Source organism: Hyphococcus sp., from assembly GCF_041986965.1.
Lineage (GTDB): Bacteria > Pseudomonadota > Alphaproteobacteria > Caulobacterales > Parvularculaceae > Hyphococcus.
On sequence record NZ_JBHIXB010000001.1, the window covers coordinates 335,666 to 352,329 of the forward strand.

15 protein-coding genes are annotated in these 16,664 nt (G+C 59.2%); 7 read left to right on the forward strand and 8 right to left on the reverse strand.

The genetic code is table 11. The annotated features are described in order from the left end of the window. Positions 1-6: 6 nt before the first annotated feature. Positions 7-1,116 (forward strand): alginate O-acetyltransferase AlgX-related protein, encoded by a 1,110-nt coding sequence (locus ACFC5L_RS01615; protein ID WP_375202030.1) that lies wholly within the window; start codon positions 7-9, stop codon positions 1,114-1,116. Here ACFC5L_RS01615 and ACFC5L_RS01620 read toward each other — a convergent pair. Continuing rightward, positions 1,113-3,065: a serine hydrolase domain-containing protein gene (locus ACFC5L_RS01620; RefSeq protein ID WP_375202029.1), complete on the reverse strand. Its 1,953-nt coding sequence runs from the start codon at positions 3,063-3,065 to the stop codon at positions 1,113-1,115. The genes ACFC5L_RS01615 and ACFC5L_RS01620 overlap by 4 nt on opposite strands. Positions 3,066-3,134: 69 nt before the next feature. Then, complete coding sequence (locus tag ACFC5L_RS01625) at positions 3,135-3,395, reverse strand: YjhX family toxin (RefSeq protein WP_375202028.1); 261 nt, start codon at positions 3,393-3,395, stop codon at positions 3,135-3,137. Between the two features lie 245 nt (positions 3,396-3,640). Here ACFC5L_RS01625 and ACFC5L_RS01630 point away from each other — a divergent pair, with 245 nt between their 5' ends. Continuing rightward, positions 3,641-4,852 carry a CaiB/BaiF CoA transferase family protein gene (locus ACFC5L_RS01630; RefSeq protein ID WP_375202027.1) on the forward strand — a complete coding sequence of 404 codons (1,212 nt, stop codon included), beginning with the start codon at positions 3,641-3,643 and terminating at the stop codon, positions 4,850-4,852. A gap of 23 nt (positions 4,853-4,875) precedes the next feature. Here ACFC5L_RS01630 and ACFC5L_RS01635 read toward each other — a convergent pair whose 3' ends face one another. Then, positions 4,876-5,394: a hypothetical protein gene (locus tag ACFC5L_RS01635; RefSeq protein WP_375202026.1), complete on the reverse strand. Its 519-nt coding sequence runs from the start codon at positions 5,392-5,394 to the stop codon at positions 4,876-4,878. A 58-nt stretch (positions 5,395-5,452) separates the two neighbouring features. Further along, positions 5,453-6,196, reverse strand: coding sequence for an SDR family NAD(P)-dependent oxidoreductase (locus ACFC5L_RS01640; RefSeq protein WP_375202025.1), 744 nt, complete (start codon positions 6,194-6,196; stop codon positions 5,453-5,455). Between the two features lie 83 nt (positions 6,197-6,279). On the opposite strand from ACFC5L_RS01640, the gene ACFC5L_RS01645 reads away from it, so the two are divergent. The 4 genes from ACFC5L_RS01645 to ACFC5L_RS01660 all read left to right on the forward strand — a co-directional run bounded on the left by ACFC5L_RS01645 (position 6,280) and on the right by ACFC5L_RS01660 (position 11,744). Next, positions 6,280-7,023 carry a YebC/PmpR family DNA-binding transcriptional regulator gene (locus tag ACFC5L_RS01645; protein WP_375202024.1) on the forward strand — a complete coding sequence of 248 codons (744 nt, stop codon included), beginning with the start codon at positions 6,280-6,282 and terminating at the stop codon, positions 7,021-7,023. Between the two features lie 218 nt (positions 7,024-7,241). Next, positions 7,242-9,473 (forward strand): carbohydrate binding family 9 domain-containing protein, encoded by a 2,232-nt coding sequence (locus ACFC5L_RS01650; RefSeq protein WP_375202023.1) that lies wholly within the window; start codon positions 7,242-7,244, stop codon positions 9,471-9,473. Positions 9,474-9,555: 82 nt separating this feature from the next. Beyond that, complete coding sequence (gene efp, locus ACFC5L_RS01655) at positions 9,556-10,119, forward strand: elongation factor P (protein WP_375202022.1); 564 nt, start codon at positions 9,556-9,558, stop codon at positions 10,117-10,119. A 173-nt stretch (positions 10,120-10,292) separates the two neighbouring features. Further along, positions 10,293-11,744: a hypothetical protein gene (locus ACFC5L_RS01660; protein WP_375202021.1), complete on the forward strand. Its 1,452-nt coding sequence runs from the start codon at positions 10,293-10,295 to the stop codon at positions 11,742-11,744. A 55-nt stretch (positions 11,745-11,799) separates the two neighbouring features. On the opposite strand, the gene ACFC5L_RS01665 is transcribed toward ACFC5L_RS01660, so the two are convergent. Next, a complete protein-coding gene (locus ACFC5L_RS01665; RefSeq protein ID WP_375202020.1) occupies positions 11,800-12,735 on the reverse strand; it encodes an alpha/beta hydrolase in 936 nt (311 codons plus the stop codon). Between the two features lie 59 nt (positions 12,736-12,794). Here ACFC5L_RS01665 and ACFC5L_RS01670 point away from each other — a divergent pair, with 59 nt between their 5' ends. Further along, a complete protein-coding gene (locus ACFC5L_RS01670) occupies positions 12,795-13,427 on the forward strand; it encodes an energy transducer TonB (protein WP_375202019.1) in 633 nt (210 codons plus the stop codon). On the opposite strand, the gene lepA is transcribed toward ACFC5L_RS01670, so the two are convergent. From lepA to ACFC5L_RS01685, 3 genes are all read right to left on the reverse strand, one after another. After that, on the reverse strand, positions 13,424-15,223 hold the full coding sequence (gene lepA / locus ACFC5L_RS01675) for a translation elongation factor 4 (RefSeq protein WP_375202018.1): 1,800 nt from the start codon (positions 15,221-15,223) through the stop codon (positions 13,424-13,426). The genes ACFC5L_RS01670 and lepA overlap by 4 nt on opposite strands. A 191-nt stretch (positions 15,224-15,414) precedes the next feature. Beyond that, complete coding sequence (gene mscL / locus ACFC5L_RS01680; RefSeq protein WP_375202017.1) at positions 15,415-15,819, reverse strand: large-conductance mechanosensitive channel protein MscL; 405 nt, start codon at positions 15,817-15,819, stop codon at positions 15,415-15,417. A gap of 154 nt (positions 15,820-15,973) precedes the next feature. Next, positions 15,974-16,663 (reverse strand): nitroreductase family protein, encoded by a 690-nt coding sequence (locus tag ACFC5L_RS01685; RefSeq protein WP_375202357.1) that lies wholly within the window; start codon positions 16,661-16,663, stop codon positions 15,974-15,976. Position 16,664 lies beyond the last annotated feature (1 nt).

Consider the following 16,664-nt stretch of genomic DNA (forward strand, 5'->3'; position numbering starts at 1 on the left):
CCGCCTATGAGACGTTTTACATATAACCGGATCGCCGCTGCGCTGTTTCTCGCGCTGCTCTCCACCCCGCTTTGCGTTCAACTGTTTTCAGGCGGCGCCAGCATCAGCATGGCGGAACGGCGCGCCCTGGCGCCGTTTCCCTCGCTTAACGAATTCTACGCAGCGCCGCTTTCCTATCCGGACAAACTCTCGCGCTGGATGGAAGACCATCTGGGTCTGCGCGGCGCCCTGACCAAACTCTATTCGAAGCTACGGGATGAGCTACATCTCGAAGACAGACGTTTTGCGGTGCGGGGCGATGACGGCTGGCTCTTTCTCGCACTCGATCAGGCTCTCCTCTCGCATCAGGGACTTAATCCGTTTGCGCCGGGCGAAGCGGAAACCTGGTTCGAAAATGCAAAGCGCATGAAAGACGCGTCTTGCGGCAAACCCTTCACGATCCTCATCGCACCGGATAAACATACGGTCTATTCTGAGAAACTCTCGCGCTATCCGCGCCGAAGCGGACGCGCCACGCGGCTTGAAACCCTCGCTGCGCTGGCGCCGGAATTCGGAATTGCAGTTTCGGCGCCGGTAGAGGCGTTGAGAGACGCCAAGCGAAACACACAAGTCTATTATCGCACGAACAGTCACTGGACGTTCCGCGGCGCCTATGAAGGCTATCGCGCAATCGCCGCCAGCCTGAAGCAGCAGGGGCTGAGCATTGAAACGGTTGACCCTTCCCGGCTTGAGCCAAATGGCGAGCATGAGGCGCCTCAGGATATTTATGGATTGCTGGGCGTTGAAAATCCGCCGCCCGAAATGACGCCCAACTGGCGTATCAAAAACGCCGCAGATGTGATCCGCGAAGATCGTCTTGAGGCCTATGACTGGCGAAGTTTTGAAGCAAAACGATGGACATCCTCAAAGGAAGGCGCCCCCCGCCTGATTGTTTTTGGCGATTCCTTTTTCAACGCCTTGCGGCCGTTTCTGACAGAGTCTTTTTCAAGCGTTGCTTTCGTTCATCACCGCATGGGCGAACCGCCCTTCAGCGCGCTTCAATCCTGTGACTATGACGCCGTTGTCTTTGAAATCGTGGAGCGTCAACTGAGCTATCCGCTGGTCTTTGCTCCTTAAGCGGTCCCCGCAAAGATGACATTCCAGAAGACGAGCGTCAGCGTAAGACCGGCCAGCGCGATCACGAAGGCGGTGTGATGGAGTTTTCTGAAAACGCCCCACCCAGAAGCGCGCCATGCTGGCCAAAGGCTTACGAGACCAACCAGCGCAACGGCGAAGACGACCAGCCCGGCCAGCCGTAGCGACACCACTGACGCAGGCGGATAGGCCTGCAGTCCCGCCGCGCCGAGATTCGACAAATCCGCCAGCACCCAGAGCATCGCCCCCACAAAGACAAAGGTCACGACAGCCGCCGCCATGGCGCCAACGCCGATCAGGCCGCCGGCGCCCGTCTGCGCAACATCGCGCCCCTGCCGGCGCCAGGCGCCGATCAAGGTCGTGGCAGCAAAGAAGAGCGCGATCCCGAGCGTAAGGCTGAGATAATCCGGGTTTGAAGCCACCGTCTCCCGGTCATAGGAATGAACGCCGGACCCGTCGGTGAAATGCGTGACTCGTCCTTTTTCATCGCGGCCGAAGATGATGCGCGCGCCTTTGCGGTTCTCGAATGTATCGGCCGCGCCGGGCAGCGGCGCGAAATGTTGGGACTTGCCGCCTTCCGTCACGGTCAGGCCGCCGTCTTCCGTTGCGGCGACTGACGCTCTGGCGCTTGATGCAAACAACTTTTCAAACAGCGAGAACGACCGGCGATTGTTGAGATAATTTCCGGCGAACGCCGCAGCGCGCTCCTTGAAGTTCGGATCGTCATGCGCAGGCGTCAAGGGCCGGTCCAGCAGGTGATCGATCACCAGCGGTCCGAGATCGGAAACAAGGTTGCGGTCATTGGTCGTGCTTTGCGACACGAAGACGCCAAGCTCGAGTTCCGGGACCAGCGTCATATAGGTGTAGTAGGCCGTGGTGGCGCCGCCATGGCCGAAGGTTTCAACGCCGCGATAGACATTCGTCATGAAACCATGGGCTAGATCGGCGCCGGCAACGCGATCGTCAAAGGCGCGCGTCCACATCAATTCATGGGTGTCGGCGCGCATCAGGCGCACGCCGTCATCCTCACCGCCGCCGAGATGAAACAGCATCCAGTGCGCCATGTCGTCCGCCGTTGAAGCGATCGCGCCCGCCGGGGCGAACGGCCCGATCTGCATCAATTCCGCCGGCTCAAAGGCGCCCGCTTTTACGTCATAGCCTGTCGCAAGCGACGCGCGTTCGGCTTCGCTCATCTGCGCTGGCGCAGCGATGGTCGTGTGCGTCATGGCGAGGGGCTTCAGAATTTCCGTTTCCAGAAACTCGCGGAAAGAAAGACCCGAAACATCCTCGACGATTTTTGCGGCCAGCGCCGAACCCCAGTTCGAATAGGAAGTGCGGGCGCCCGGCGCATAAACCCGCTTCGGCATCGTTTCCTTCAGCGCATCCGTCAGCGTGACATCACCATCATCGGGATAGGTAAAAACGGCGAGCGTATCTTCGAACCCGGCCCGGTGAGCCATGAGATCGTTCATGGTGACCGGCGCATCGAAAGCGTCCGGCAACTGCATGTCCTTCAAATAGACATTCACATCCGCATCGAGGTCGATGAGCCCGCGCTCCTGAAGCATCATCACCGCGGTCCAGGTGAATGTCTTCGACACCGACCCGATGCGGAACATCGTGTCCTGCCCGCTGGCTGGCGTGCGCGCATCCACGTCATTTTCGCCATAGGCTTTTGCAAAAACGATCTTGCCGTTTCTGACGACACTCACCGTGACGGCGGGGGCGTCATGTTCGCGCATATGAGCGGCGATGACGCCATCCACATAGCCTTCAAGCACCGCCTCTTCCCGCGTCGGCTCAAAGGCGGGCAGCGCCACCTCATCCACCGGGGTCGATGGCGCGGCGTCGGGCGGCGGCGGCATTTGCGCCCAAGCCTGCGCTCCGGGCGTCGCAGCGAGCATCAGCAAAAAAGCGAGGAAAAGGCGCATCGTCTGTCTCCTTGATCGGGGCAACCTAACAGACCCCGAAGAACAGACAATGCGCCTTGCAAGGCCCTATCAGGCCCTGTTGTCGAGCTGCGCGCGCACTGATTGCCGCCCCAGAAGCGTCGCCCGGTAAGGCCCGCCCTTGGAAGAGGCGATCAGCCGCCGTCGTTTCAACCGTTTGAAGACTGGGAGCGTGCAATCCTCAAGCGTCCACCCCTCACGGGTGGCGCAATTGACGGCGATGATTTTGCCGGCGTCGTCTTTTTCAACCAAAATCGCGCCGCCGCGCGCGAGCGCATGGAGCGTTCTCTGCTCCGCTTTCGAAATATTCATGGAAAGCTCGTCTGAAGAATAAGCTAAACCGGGCGCACGAACGGACGCCGCCACATGGCGGGTCGCCGTTTCTTTTGCGCCGCATGAATGCGGTTTAGCGGATGACAAGCTCTGACATAGTTCCTCTGAAGGTCTTCATTTATGCGCAGACCTGCGCCGGCGCAAGAGCGCAGGCGCCTGTTTCGCCGCGTTGCAAGCACGTCCCGCCGCTCCTAGGTTGAATAAAATCGAGAGGAGAGCCCATCATGAGCGAAAAGCCCCGCGGACCGCTTTCGGGCGTGCGCATCCTTGATCTGACGCGCGTGCTCGCCGGGCCCTATTGCACCACGCTTTTGTGGGAGCTCGGCGCCGACGTTCTGAAAATTGAAATGCCGGGCCATGGCGACGACACCCGCGCCTTCCCGCCCTTCCAGAATGGCGAAAGCGTTTATTTCGCCAGCATCAATCGCGGCAAGCGGTCGCTGGCGCTCAACCTCAAAGACGAAGAAGATCGGAAAACTTTCGACGCCTTGCTCGAACGCTCTGACGTTCTGGTGGAGAATTTCCGCCCCGGCACCATGGAGCGCCTCGGCTATGGCTATGAGGCGGTGAAGAAAAAATTTCCTGATGTCATTTACGCGGCGATTTCAGGCTTCGGCGACACCGGCCCTTATCGCGACCTGCCCGCCTATGATTTGATCGTGCAATCCCTGGGCGGGATGATTTCCATCAATGGCGAGGAAGGATCCGGCGGCGTGCGCCTCGGCATTTCCCTCGCCGATCTTGCGGCGGGAACCTTCGCCGCGCTCGCCATCTCCTCGGCGCTTTATGAACGCCGCGCCTCGGGACAGGGACGCCATATCGACATTGCGATGCTCGATGTGCAAACGATGCTGCTGGAAAGCGCGCTGGTGCGCCAGTTCGCCACCGGCGAGTCGCAAAAGCCCACAGGCTCGCGCCATCCCGTGATTACGCCGTTTGACGTCTTTCAGGCGAAGGACGGTCCCATCGCGGTCGCCTGCGCCAATGATCATCTCTTCAATGAATTGTGCGACGCGCTCGGCGCGCCGGCGCTGAAAGACGACCCGCATTACAGCACCCTGTTTGCACGCTACGCCAATCAGCCGGCGCTGAAGATCGAGCTTGAAAAAATACTCGCGGCCGACACGGTTTCGGGCTGGGTCGACAAGCTGCGTCCGCTCGGCATTCCGGTGGCGCCGATCCACACCATGGCCGACGTCGTCGACGATCCGCAGTTAAAAGCGCGCAACATGTTCGTGGAAGTGGACGATCCGGAAATGGGCAAGCTCAAAATGGCCGGCAGTGCATTCAAAATATCCGGCTACGAACAATCGCCGACGCGCCCGCCGGCGCCCAATCTCGACGAAGCCCGCGCCGATGTCATGAAAGAACTGTCGCGCCCTCATGAAGAACAAAGAGAACGCGTGAAACAGGCGCCGAAAGAACAGCTTTGGTAGGCAAAAACCCGTCCGGCTTCGCTTCAGGCATGCGTTGCGCCGAGAAAGTCACGCAGCATAGTCTCATGAACAAGGCGCTGCTGCGTCCTACCGGCGTCATGGACGTCACCTTCATCGTAGGACTTCAGATAGTCCAGAAATCGCTCTATCGCTTCGGTGGGATCGCCATAGCGGCGCGCCATGATCAACTGATCCTGCGTTTGCGCGACAAGATCGATCTGCTGATGAGGGTCATACACACCGCCAACCACCTCTGCGAGATGCGACCGGAATTCCGCGCCGCGCGCCGACAGCATTAAAAGATTCTGATCGAACGGATGGCCGGCGCCGCGCAACTCGTCCACAAGCTGGTCGATCTCGACGGGCGTTATGTTCTGCAGATCGTAATTCGCCATGACCGCAGCAATGGGATCGCGTTCCCCCTCCACCTCCGCAAGAAAGTCTGCGCCGTTTAGGTTTTCAGCACTTTGTTTTCCCTGCAGCGCGGCCACGCCCGCATAGGATGAGACATTCGTGATATGCATTGAGCCCCCGACGACCATGGTTGATTTTCCTTCACCATAAGCCGGGAGTTTTTAATAAACCGTCTAGACGGGAAAATCAGCGAACGTAACTCGCGCCGTTGATGTCGAAGGTCGCGCCCGTCGCCGACGGGCACGTGCCCGACGCGCAGAAGACAATCATCTCGGCGACTTCTTCGGGGCTCGCGACGCGGCCGAGGGGAATGTCCTTGATGGCGTTTTTGCGGTTCTCGATATCCTGCGGCGCCATGCGTGTTTCGACCCAGCCGGGCGCGATGGCGTAGAAAAGCATATTTTCGCCTGACAGCGCGCGGGCGAAAGTCTTGGTCATGGCGAGCACTGCGCCTTTGGACGCCGCATAGGCGGCGTGGTCCGGCCCGTCGCCGCGATGGCCCGCCCGGCTCGCCACATTGACGATTACGCCGCCGCCCTGGCTTCTGAAATGTGCGACGGCGGCGCGGCAGATATCCGCCGGCGCCTGAACATTCACGGCCATTGTCTGCGCCCAGCCCGCGGCCCAGTCTTCATCGCTCGCCTCGAGGGCGGACGGAATATAGACCCCGGCGTTATTGACGATGGCGTCGAGCCGGCCCGCCGCCTTCACAGCCGCGGCCATCACCCGGCCTCCGGCTCCCGGGAGCGATAAATCCTCAAAAACCAGCTCACCGCCGGCGGCGCCCGCCGCCTGCTCCGCCGCATCGCTTGGGGCCGAGGCGTGGAGCAGGACGCGGGCGCCCGCCTGGTGCGCCGCCTTTGCCGTCGCCGCGCCGATGCCCCGGGAGGCCCCTGTCACCAGCACCGTCTTGCCCGCCAAATCGCTCATTACCCTCTCCGCTCTTGAATTTTCGCCCACCCGCGCCATAAGAGGCGGAAAATCAACGCCAATTCAAGTATCATGAGGACCCCATGGCCGGGCATAGCAAATGGGCGAACATTCAGCACCGCAAAGGGCGCCAGGACGCCAAGCGCTCCAAAATGTTCTCCAAACTGTCGAAAGAAATCACTGTCGCTGCAAAAATGGGCGCCGCCGATCCGGATTTTAACCCGCGTCTGCGCCTCGCCATTCAGGCGGCGAAAGCCCAGTCCATGCCTAAGGACAATATCGACCGGGCGATCAAAAAATCGACAGCGGACGAATCCAATTTCGAGGAAATCCGGTACGAAGGCTTCGGCCCTGCCGGCGTCGGCCTCATCGTCGAAGCGCTGACCGACAACCGCAACCGCGCAGCGAGCGACATTCGCGCGATCTTTTCGAAAAATGGCGGCAATATGGGCGAGACGGGCTCCGTCTCCTTCATGTTCGATCTTGTCGGCTATATCGAATATCCGGCCGACAAAGCATCCGAAGACGAAATGCTGGAGGCCGCCATCGAGGCTGGCGCAGAGGATGTTCAGTCATCTGAAGAAACCCACGAAATCTATTGCGCTTTCGACCAGCTCGCCGAAGTCAGCTCGGCGCTGGAAAAGACCTTCGGCGAAGCGACATCCGCAAAACCCTTCTGGAAGCCGCAGAACACCATCGATGTGGATGGCGACAAGGCCGCGACGCTGATGAAGCTGATCGACGCGCTGGAAGACAATGACGATGTCCAGAATGTCTACGCCAATTTCGAGATTTCCGACGAGGAGATGGAAAAGCTCGCTGGCTGATCCGGCGCCCGTCGCCCGACATTCAGCTTGCGACAGAACGCCTTTCATTTGCGGCAGACAGATATGGCGCAGCCGTCGCTGCATGTGCGACGCCCGTGATATCTTTCGCTAAACGCAATGTTTCCCTTGATCATCGCGTAAGGGTTTGGTGATAAGACCCTGGAACGCTGCGTCGCGTAATTGCGCCGTTTACGCATCAACGGCGAATGAGGGGTGGGATGCGCCGACAGGGAATATCGCCGTTATGGCAGGGCCTTGCCGCCTTTGCAGCGCTATGGGCCGGTGCCGCGCCCGTTGCGGCGGCGCAAGAGAACGCCTCCCGCCGGTCCTCGACACGCGATTTCGCCAGTTTCATCCCCTGCACCGAAGCCGTGCGCATCAACCGCGAAGACGCGCCCATCATTGACGGCGACCTGTCCGATCCGGTCTGGCGGCGGGCCTTGCCGATCGAGGAATTTTATCAGGTCGACCCGGTGGAAGGCGCCGCGCCCAGCGAACCGACCAAAGCCTATATCCTCTTTGACGAGCGTAATCTCTATATCGGGATTTATAATTACGACAGCGAGCCGGAACTCATCCGTCATTCGCAGATGCAGCGCGATTTCATCCTGCGCGACGATGACGCCGTGCGCGTTTATCTCGACACATTCGGCTCCTTTCGCGACGCTTACTTTTTTGGCGTCAACGCCAATGGCGCGCGCGCCGACGCGCTGATCGAAAACAACAACAACTATCAAAATCAGTGGAACACGATCTGGCGGGCCAAATCCCGCCTCGTTGACGACGGCTGGGTCACGGAAATCGTCATTCCCTTTCAGTCAATTTCCTTCGACCCGGCGCTCGAAGAATGGAACATGCAGATCGTCCGCAACATCCGGCGCAAGAACGAAGAGATCCGCTGGTCGAATATCGACCGCAGCCGGGGCCGCATCGACATGACCAATCCCGGGCGCCTCGCCGGCGTGCGGGACGTGGAAAGCGGCGTCGGGCTTGAGGTGCAGGCCTATGTCACGGGCTCGGCCGCCTATGACTGGGAAACCGCTGACACCGATTACGACCTCAACCCCAGCGGCAACGCCTTTTACAAGATCACACCGTCGCTGACCGGCTCGCTGACTGTGAACACCGATTTCTCTGACACCGGTCTCGATGCGCGCCAGGTGAATACGGGCCGGTTTTCGCTGTTCTTTCCCGAAACCCGCGATTTCTTTTTGCAGGACGCGCAGGTTTTCGAGTTCGGGGGGCGCGCTTTTCAGGACCAGGTGAACGGCCTTCCTTTCTTTTCCCGCAATATCGGCATCGTCAACGGCGCGCCGGTCGACCTTGTCGCCGGCGCAAAACTTTCCGGCAAGCTCGGTCCCGCCAATGTGGGCGTCATTTCGGTCCGCACCGGCGCAGATGACAGCGCCGGCGTCGACGGCCAGTTCCTTTCAGCCGCCCGGCTCTCCGTACCCGTTCTTTCTGAATCGAAACTTGGCGTTGTGTTCACCAATGGCGATCCGACCGGCGCCGATGACAGCACCGTCGCCGGCGCAGACTTTCAATTCAAGCGCTCCAATATTTTCGGCAATGGCACGCTCTTTAGCGACAGCGCCTATATCCACAGCTTCACCGGCGGCGAGAGCGATCACATGATTGTTCACGAGACCGCCTATCGCAGCCAGACCTGGAACTCGACCTTCCGGTTTCGCGATATCGGCGAGAACTATGCGCCAAAGCTCGGCTTTTCCAACCGCACCGGTATCCGGCGGTATAATACAAATGCGTTCCGGGCCTTCCGGCCCAATAACAGTTTCATCCGCTATGCAGAGCTTGGCGGCTGGGCCAACTACATCACCGACCGGCAGGGCGACAGGCTCGACCAGTATTTCGGCGCCTGGGCCGGCGGCTCCAACAATCCCGGCGATGAGGTCTGGTTCAATTACGAGCGTGGCTATGTCGATATCCAAGAGCCGTTCATGATCGCCGGCGAAGTGCCTGTCGCCATCGGGGAATATCGCTGGAACCAATATTCCCTGGAAGCCGTGGCGACCAACGCCCGCGCCGTCGGCGGCGGCGTCGAGGTCACTTGGGGCGGGATCTATGACGGCGACTATCTCAGCATCGAAAACAGCCTGAGCCTGCGCCCCAACCGCTTTATCGAACTGACCGCAGGATATGAGTATGTCGATTTCAACCTGCCGTCCGGTCAGATCGGCATCCACATCGCGTCAATCGATTCCGTCATCGCCTTCACGCCGGATATGACCATCAAGACCGAAGTCCAGTACGACAATATCTCGCAAGCCTTCACCTTCTTCTCCCGCTTCAGCTGGGAGCCTATTCCAGAGCGTGAAGTCTTCCTCTCCTTCGGCCATACGGCCCTGATCGATCGGGTGGATTTCCCCCGCGATTTCCGCTCTCGGGGGTCCAGCCTCGCCCTGCGGCTGGGGCACACCTTCCGGATGTAGCGGCCCGCCTTGCCACTGCCTCGAGGGGCTGGTAAAGGCGCGCCTTTCCAGCATTCAGAACCCCTCCGGCAAGGCGACCCTTATGAAAATCAACGGCAACGAAATCCGTCCCGGCAATGTCATCGAACATCAGGGCGGCCTGTGGGCGGCGGTCAAGGTGAACGCGGTGAAACCCGGCAAGGGCCCGGCCTATGCGCAGGTAGAGCTGAAAAATCTGGAAAACGGCTCAAAACTGAATGAACGCTTTCGCGCCGCTGAAACCGTTGAGCGCGTACGCCTGGAACAAAAAGACCACACCTATCTCTATGCAGAAGGCGACATGCTGGTCTTCATGGACACCGAAAGCTACGAGCAGATCAACATTGCGAAAGACCTGATCGGCGAGCGTGTCGCATTCCTTCAGGACGGCATGAATGTCGTCGTCGAAAGCCATGAGGGCCGGCCCATCGGCGTGCAATTGCCGGAACATGTAACGCTGGAAGTCGTTGAGACCGAACCGACGGTCAAAGGCCAGACGGCTTCATCCTCCTACAAGCCGGCCATTGCAGACAATGGCCTCAGGATCATGATCCCGCCTTATATGACCACGGGCGAAAAGATCGTCGTCAACACCGAGACGATGGAATATGTGAAGCGTGCGGATTAACCGCTCACGGCTTCCCCCCCTCCCTCGATAACATTTGCGTGATCCGCGCCCCTACGCGCTGAACCGTTTGATCCGGGCGGCAAAGCGAGTGCGGCCGCGTTGCCGCCGCGCGCGCTATATGCGCAGTTGCTCATGACAGGGGCGCGTCATTTCAACTTGGAGGGTGATTGATCATGACAAAGATGATGGGGCTATTGGCCAGCGCGCTTATTGTGAGTGCGCCAGGCGCATTGGTGGCGACAAGCGCTACAGCCGGCGAACAAGAAGACGCCGTCATTGCGAAAGTTGTCGAGGCTTATGGCGGCGACCAACTGACAAATGCGCGCTCATTGCGGTTTCAGGTCGAAAGCAAGAGCGCTTTTCCCGGGCAGGGCTACACATCCGATTATGTCGAGTTCACGCCTTTAAAACAGGACGCCCAGTTCGACCTCGCCAATGAACGTGCAAGTATCGAGGCCTGGTCGTCGAACTATAATTTTGCGTTCCATACGCGCACCGTTTCCGTTGACGATGACATCGTCACGATCAACTACAACACGGGAAACTATCAGCCGGCGGCGAGCCCGGATTACTATACCGCGTTCGGCCCGATGATCCGCTCGACCGACACGCTGCTCGCTTACGAGCTGGCCAACCGCGCGGACACCGCAGAATATCAGGGCGAACAGCCTTATCTCGGCCGGCCGCATGACCTGGTCACCTTCGAAATTCCCAATTCCCCGCCGCTCACCCTTTATGTGGACGCCGAAAGCGGCTGGATCTCGAAAATGAGCCGGGAAACCGGGTTCGGCCCGCTCAGCTATCAATACAGCAATCACGCGAAAACAAATGGCGTCGGCTATGGCCGGGATTTTGAGTTTTTCGTGGGCGAAGACGCCAACATCGTCAGCCTGACCCAGACGCTTGCGGTCAACACCGTGCGGCCATCCACCTTCAGGATCGAGCGCGGGATTGATGAAGAACCGGCGCGCGTCGACACCTCGGAAATGACAGTGGATGAGATCGCCGATGGCGTGCATCTCGCAGGGACGGGCAACGCCTACACCATGTTTGTGGATGCGGGCGACCACATTATCGGCGTCGGCGGCTATGCCGGGCTGTCCGACCGTTTCGACGCCTATAAGGAAACCACCGGCAGCGACAAACCTCTACGCTACCAGGTGGTGACCCATCATCATACGGATCATCTCGGCGGCATGGCCGACGCGCTGGCGCTCGGCGCCACATTCGTGACGCCTGCAAACGCCGTCGACAATGTCAACACCGCCGCCGGTGAAGATATTTCCGAAGACAGGCTGATGATCATCGACGGTTCGTTGACGCTCGGCCCCGTCGAAGTCTACGACATCGCCACCAATCACGCGGAAAGCTATGCGCTGGCTTATGTTCCGGAAGGCGGAGTTGCTTTTCAGGCCGATCACTATAACAGCCTTTATGAAGACGCTCCCTCCTCTGCGGGGCTTAGCGCGGTCAAGTTGAAAGAGGTGATCGACGGCCTGGGCGTTGATGTCAGCACGCTCCTGTCGGCGCATGGCCGGGCGCCGATTTCATGGGCCGCTTTTGAGGCTGCTGTCGCCGCCTATAATCCCGACCCATGCCCGTCGGGCCGCGCGATCTGCAGCTAAAACGGAAACGAAAGGCGCGCGGCGGTTGCCCGCGCGCCTTTTACCTTTGCCGGACTCACTCCTGATCCATCACCAGAAACAAGTGACGGACGCCGGTCGACAAAACCGCCGGATAGATGCTGGCATGGGTTTCGTCGTCAAAGACGCGCGTTTCAAAAATAAGATTCGGGTCGTCATGCGCCGCTAACAATCCGGCAAATGCGGTGAGGTCCGACACCATGGCGTAGGACCGCTCGGGCTGCTCCTCCCATGAACCGACGCCCATATAAACATGGGTTTTTCGGGCGAAAGGCTTCGCTTGCCGCGCCGCCGCCAGCATCATCTTGTCATTATACCAGAGCGACGGGCTAACGAGGATGTAGCGATTGAAAAGCTCCGGCCGCTCAAGCAGTAGCCAGGCGCCGAACAGTCCGCCATAGGAATGACCGACATAGAGACGCTCTGACTTGTCGACGCGATACCGCTCCTCAATCAACGGCAATATTTCACCCGCGATGACATCGGCAAAGGCCGGACCGCCGCCGGAGACTTTCTGATAGTCTGGCCCATAGCCGCCTTCAAGCGTATGCGCGGGCGTATAATCGCGCGTGCGGTTGAGGCGATAGGCGTCTGTGTCCTCCGGGTCATAGGCGTACCCGATGGAGACAATAATCATTTCCGGCGCCTGGCCGCGCGCCGACAGATGCTCGACATGATTGGCGGCGACGGCGAACTGGTAATCGGCGTCGAGCGTGACGAGCAACGGATACTCCTCCGTAGACGTCTCATACCCTCGCGGCAGTTTTACATAAAGTGCGTACTCAACGCCGTTGATCTCGGATGTCAGCGGGATGACTTCGCTGCCGGGGAGCGCATAGGCGCGCTGCTCGCCAGAATGCGCTTTCGCAAACGCCGCCTTGGTCACCTTCAACGCGCCGGGCGCGTCTGCGCCCTCCGGACTGCAGGCCGCCAAAGCAAAAAACGAGACAAAAAACCCGAAAACACGGCGCATGGACGCTCTCCCAAAATTCCGCTACATTTGTAGCATATTCGCGAGGAAGGGGAACCAATATGGGCGCATTTATCCGGTTTCTGATTTCGGCGCCGCTCGCCGCGCTGGTGACGGTCGTGATCTTTCTGGCGCTCTATAATCAGCTTTCGCCCAAGCCTTTTGTTTACGTGTCAGAAGAAGGTAACGGCAAAATCTATCTTGGCGATAGGGTAGTTTGTGACTGCAGCCTCCCAAAACCCATCATTGATATTATTTTCCGAATTGCACCTGCCGACACGGATAACCCCTGGACGAATTCGGAGAAGGCCGCAAAAGAAGCCCCTAAACATAAACCCGCAAAGCCAGTCCAGCCAGATATTCAAGCTGCTCATAAAGACACCCTTATCCCTTGCGCAGCAAAAGACAAATCACGGCAAGAGGGCGCAGCATCACCCGTCGTTCGCAATCCTCCTCCGTACCCTGAAGAGTGCAGGAAGAAAGGCGTTCAAGGCGCAGTGACAGCCCGGTTTGATATCACCAAAGAAGGGAACACGGCGAATATTGCCATTATTCAATCAGCAGATGAATGTCTTAACGCGCCAACCATCTCTGTGCTTCGCCGCTATCGGTATCAGCCTTACTGCACGCCTGATGGCAAACCGGCGATGAAAACCAGTGTCATGGTGACATTCACCTTCGTAATGGAAAACTAGCTGTCGATCTTCAGCGCTTTAATAAAGGCTTCCTGGGGGATTTCGACGCGACCGAACTGGCGCATCTTTTTCTTGCCCTCTTTTTGTTTCTCTAACAGCTTTCTTTTGCGCGTCGCGTCGCCGCCATAGCATTTTGCTGTCACGTCTTTCCTCAGTGCAGAGATGGTTTCGCGCGCAATGACGCGCCCGCCAATCGCCGCCTGAATCGGGATCTTGAACTGGTGGCGGGGAATGAGGTCTTTCAGTTTCTCGCACATGCCGCGACCGCGGAAATCCGCCTTGTCGCGATGGACGATCATGGAGAGCGCGTCCACCGGCTCCTCATTCACCAGCACCTGCATTTTCACAAGGTCGCCGGCGCGATGGTCGAGGATCTGGTAATCGAAACTGGCGTAGCCTTTCGACACGGATTTCAGCCGGTCGTAAAAATCGAACACCACTTCATTGAGCGGCAATTCATAAACCACCATGGCGCGCGAGCCCGCATAGGTGAGGTCCTGCTGAATGCCGCGGCGCTCTTCGCAGAGTTTCAAAATGCCGCCGAGATATTCATCCGGCGCCATGATCGTCGCCTTGATCCACGGCTCTTCAATATGGTCGATCCTGACCGGGTCCGGCATGTCGGCGGGGTTATGAAGCTCCGTCACCGTCCCGTCAGTCATGTGGATGTCGTAGACAACGCTTGGCGCCGTGGTGATGAGGTCGAGATTGAACTCACGCTCCAGGCGCTCGCGGATAATCTCCAGATGCAACAGCCCCAGAAAGCCGCAGCGGAAGCCGAAGCCGAGCGCCGCCGACGTCTCCATCTCGAACTCGAAGCTGGCGTCATTGAGCCTGAGCTTGCCCATGGCCTCGCGCAAATCCTCGAAGTCGTTTGCGTCGACCGGAAAGATGCCGCAGAAAACGACGGGCACGGAGGGTTTGAAGCCTGACAACGGCTTGTCGCAGGGGCGCCGGTCGTCGGTGATGGTGTCGCCGACGGAAGTGTCCGCGACTTCCTTGATCGACGCCGTCAAATAGCCGATCTCGCCGGGGCCAAGCTCTGCGACCGGCGTTTTTTTCGGCGTCGTGACGCCAACCTGCTCGAGCGTGTAGACGGCCTTGGCGCCCATCATGCGCACGCGCATGCCTTTTTTCATGACGCCGTCAATGATGCGCACCAGAACGACAACGCCGAGATAGGGATCGTACCAGCTATCGACGAGCAGCGCTTTCAACGGCGCGTCGCGGTCGCCCTTCGGCGCCGGCAATTTGGTGACGATCGCTTCGAGAACCTCGGGCACGCCCTTGCCGGTCTTGGCCGAAATTTCCAGCGCATCCGATGCGTCGATGCCGATGACATCCTCGATCTGCGCCTTCACGCGGTCAGGATCGGCGGCGGGTAGATCGACCTTGTTGAGCACCGGGACGATCTCGAGGTCCACATCAATCGCCTGATAGACATTGGCGAGCGTCTGCGCCTCGACGCCCTGACTGGCGTCGACGACAAGGAGGGCGCCCTCGCAGGCTGACAGGGACCGGGAGACCTCATAGGTGAAATCCACATGGCCCGGCGTGTCAATGAGGTTGAGGACGTAGGTTTCGCCGTCCTTCGCCTCATAGTTGAGGCGCACGGTCTGGGCCTTGATGGTGATGCCGCGCTCGCGCTCCAGCTCCATGGAATCGAGCACCTGCTCCTTCATCTCGCGGTCGGTGAGGCCCCCGGTCACCTGGATCAGGCGATCGGCGAGCGTCGACTTGCCATGGTCGATATGGGCGACGATGGAGAAATTGCGGATATTTTTGAGCGGCGTCATGAAGAGCGTTGGGCCTTGGAAAAAAAGAACAAACGAGCGAGGCATATAGACGGGCGGCAGGCAGGGGACAATGGCCTTCGGGAGAAGCGCCCGCGAATCCCGCCCCGCGCCGTCACGGCCCTAAAAAAACCCGGCCCCTGATTTCTCGGGGGCCGGGCCTTTTCTCACTGGGTAGGGGTAGTTCGGTTTTCTTAAGCGCGCGCCTTTAACAAGTCGCGAATCTCGGTCAGCAACACCTGTTCCTTTGGCGGTTCCGGCGCGGCGGCGGGTTGTTCCTCGGCTTTTTTCTTAAGGCTGTTCATCCCTTTCACAAGCAGAAAGACAGCCCAGGCGACGATCAAAAACGAAATAATGTTGTTGATGAAGGACCCGATATTCATCGTGACGGCTTCCGTGTCGGCCGTCGCCGCTTTCAGCGGAACAACGATGTTGGAAAAATCGACGCCGCCCAGCAGCAGCCCGATCGGCGGCATGATCACGTCGTCGACCAGCGACTTGACGATCGTGCCGAAAGCGCCGCCGATGATAATGCCGACAGCCATGTCGACGACATTGCCCTTAACGGCGAACTCCTGAAACTCTTTAATCATGCCCATAATGGCCTCCCTCTGTCTCTGGCCGCCCCTGTTGGCAGCGGCGGCCCGTCGCGCCTTCCCGTCTCCGGGAAAAATTCGAATCACTCACCCGAATTAGGACGCTAGGCTGATTTGAGAGGCCCGCAAAGACGAAATCATCAACATTGGAAAGGCTTTAATAGACTTTCATGATGGATGAGAGCGGCTTTTTAATGAGCGCATGGTTGGGCACCTGCGCATCCGGCGCGGCATGGCCGGCGACAATCAGGAGATAAGGTTTCTCCGTAGCCGGACGGCCAAGCTTGTCGTTTAGAAAGCTCATGGGATTGGGGGTGTGGGTCAGGACAGACAGCCCTGCGTGATGCAGCGCGGCGATCAGAAAGCCGCAGGCGATGCCGACGCTTTCATGGATATAATAATTCTTCTTATCCATGCCGTCTTCCACGCCGCCGCGGCGCTGGGCGAAGACGGGGATGAGCCAGGGCGCCGTTTCGAGAAAGGGTTTTTCCGCATCGGTGCCGATCGGCTCAAGCGCCTCCAACCACTCCGCGCCGGCGCGTCCGCCGTAAAAGGCGCGTTCTTCCTCTTCGGCGGCGAGCCGGATTTCCCGTTTCAGCGCCGGATCCCCCACCAACCCGAAAAACCAGGGCTGGTGATTGGCGCCGGAGGGCGCGCGCCCGGCGGCGGCGATGCAGTTTTTCATCACCTCCACCGGCACAGGCGCATCGGTGAATTCGCGCACTGTGTGGCGGCGCCGGATTTCATCGAAAAAAGCGGCGGACCGTTCGCGCATCTCGTCATCGCTGTGCACGATCTGATCGCCCAGCGCGGAGAGCGCCGTGAATTTTTCTTCAGCCGCAGTCATT

Bases quoted from the DNA above. Each gene is read 5' to 3' on its own strand.
- ACFC5L_RS01615 (WP_375202030.1), top strand. From the start codon at position 7: ATGAGACGTTTTACATATAACCGGATCGCCGCTGCGCTGTTTCTCGCG.
- ACFC5L_RS01620 (WP_375202029.1), bottom strand. From the start codon at position 3,065: ATGCGCCTTTTCCTCGCTTTTTTGCTGATGCTCGCTGCGACGCCCGGA.
- ACFC5L_RS01625 (WP_375202028.1), bottom strand. From the start codon at position 3,395: ATGAATATTTCGAAAGCGGAGCAGAGAACGCTCCATGCGCTCGCGCGC.
- ACFC5L_RS01630 (WP_375202027.1), top strand. From the start codon at position 3,641: ATGAGCGAAAAGCCCCGCGGACCGCTTTCGGGCGTGCGCATCCTTGAT.
- ACFC5L_RS01635 (WP_375202026.1), bottom strand. From the start codon at position 5,394: ATGGTCGTCGGGGGCTCAATGCATATCACGAATGTCTCATCCTATGCG.
- ACFC5L_RS01640 (WP_375202025.1), bottom strand. From the start codon at position 6,196: ATGAGCGATTTGGCGGGCAAGACGGTGCTGGTGACAGGGGCCTCCCGG.
- ACFC5L_RS01645 (WP_375202024.1), top strand. From the start codon at position 6,280: ATGGCCGGGCATAGCAAATGGGCGAACATTCAGCACCGCAAAGGGCGC.
- ACFC5L_RS01650 (WP_375202023.1), top strand. From the start codon at position 7,242: ATGCGCCGACAGGGAATATCGCCGTTATGGCAGGGCCTTGCCGCCTTT.
- efp (WP_375202022.1), top strand. From the start codon at position 9,556: ATGAAAATCAACGGCAACGAAATCCGTCCCGGCAATGTCATCGAACAT.
- ACFC5L_RS01660 (WP_375202021.1), top strand. From the start codon at position 10,293: ATGACAAAGATGATGGGGCTATTGGCCAGCGCGCTTATTGTGAGTGCG.
- ACFC5L_RS01665 (WP_375202020.1), bottom strand. From the start codon at position 12,735: ATGCGCCGTGTTTTCGGGTTTTTTGTCTCGTTTTTTGCTTTGGCGGCC.
- ACFC5L_RS01670 (WP_375202019.1), top strand. From the start codon at position 12,795: ATGGGCGCATTTATCCGGTTTCTGATTTCGGCGCCGCTCGCCGCGCTG.
- lepA (WP_375202018.1), bottom strand. From the start codon at position 15,223: ATGACGCCGCTCAAAAATATCCGCAATTTCTCCATCGTCGCCCATATC.
- mscL (WP_375202017.1), bottom strand. From the start codon at position 15,819: ATGGGCATGATTAAAGAGTTTCAGGAGTTCGCCGTTAAGGGCAATGTC.
- ACFC5L_RS01685 (WP_375202357.1), bottom strand. From the start codon at position 16,663: ATGACTGCGGCTGAAGAAAAATTCACGGCGCTCTCCGCGCTGGGCGAT.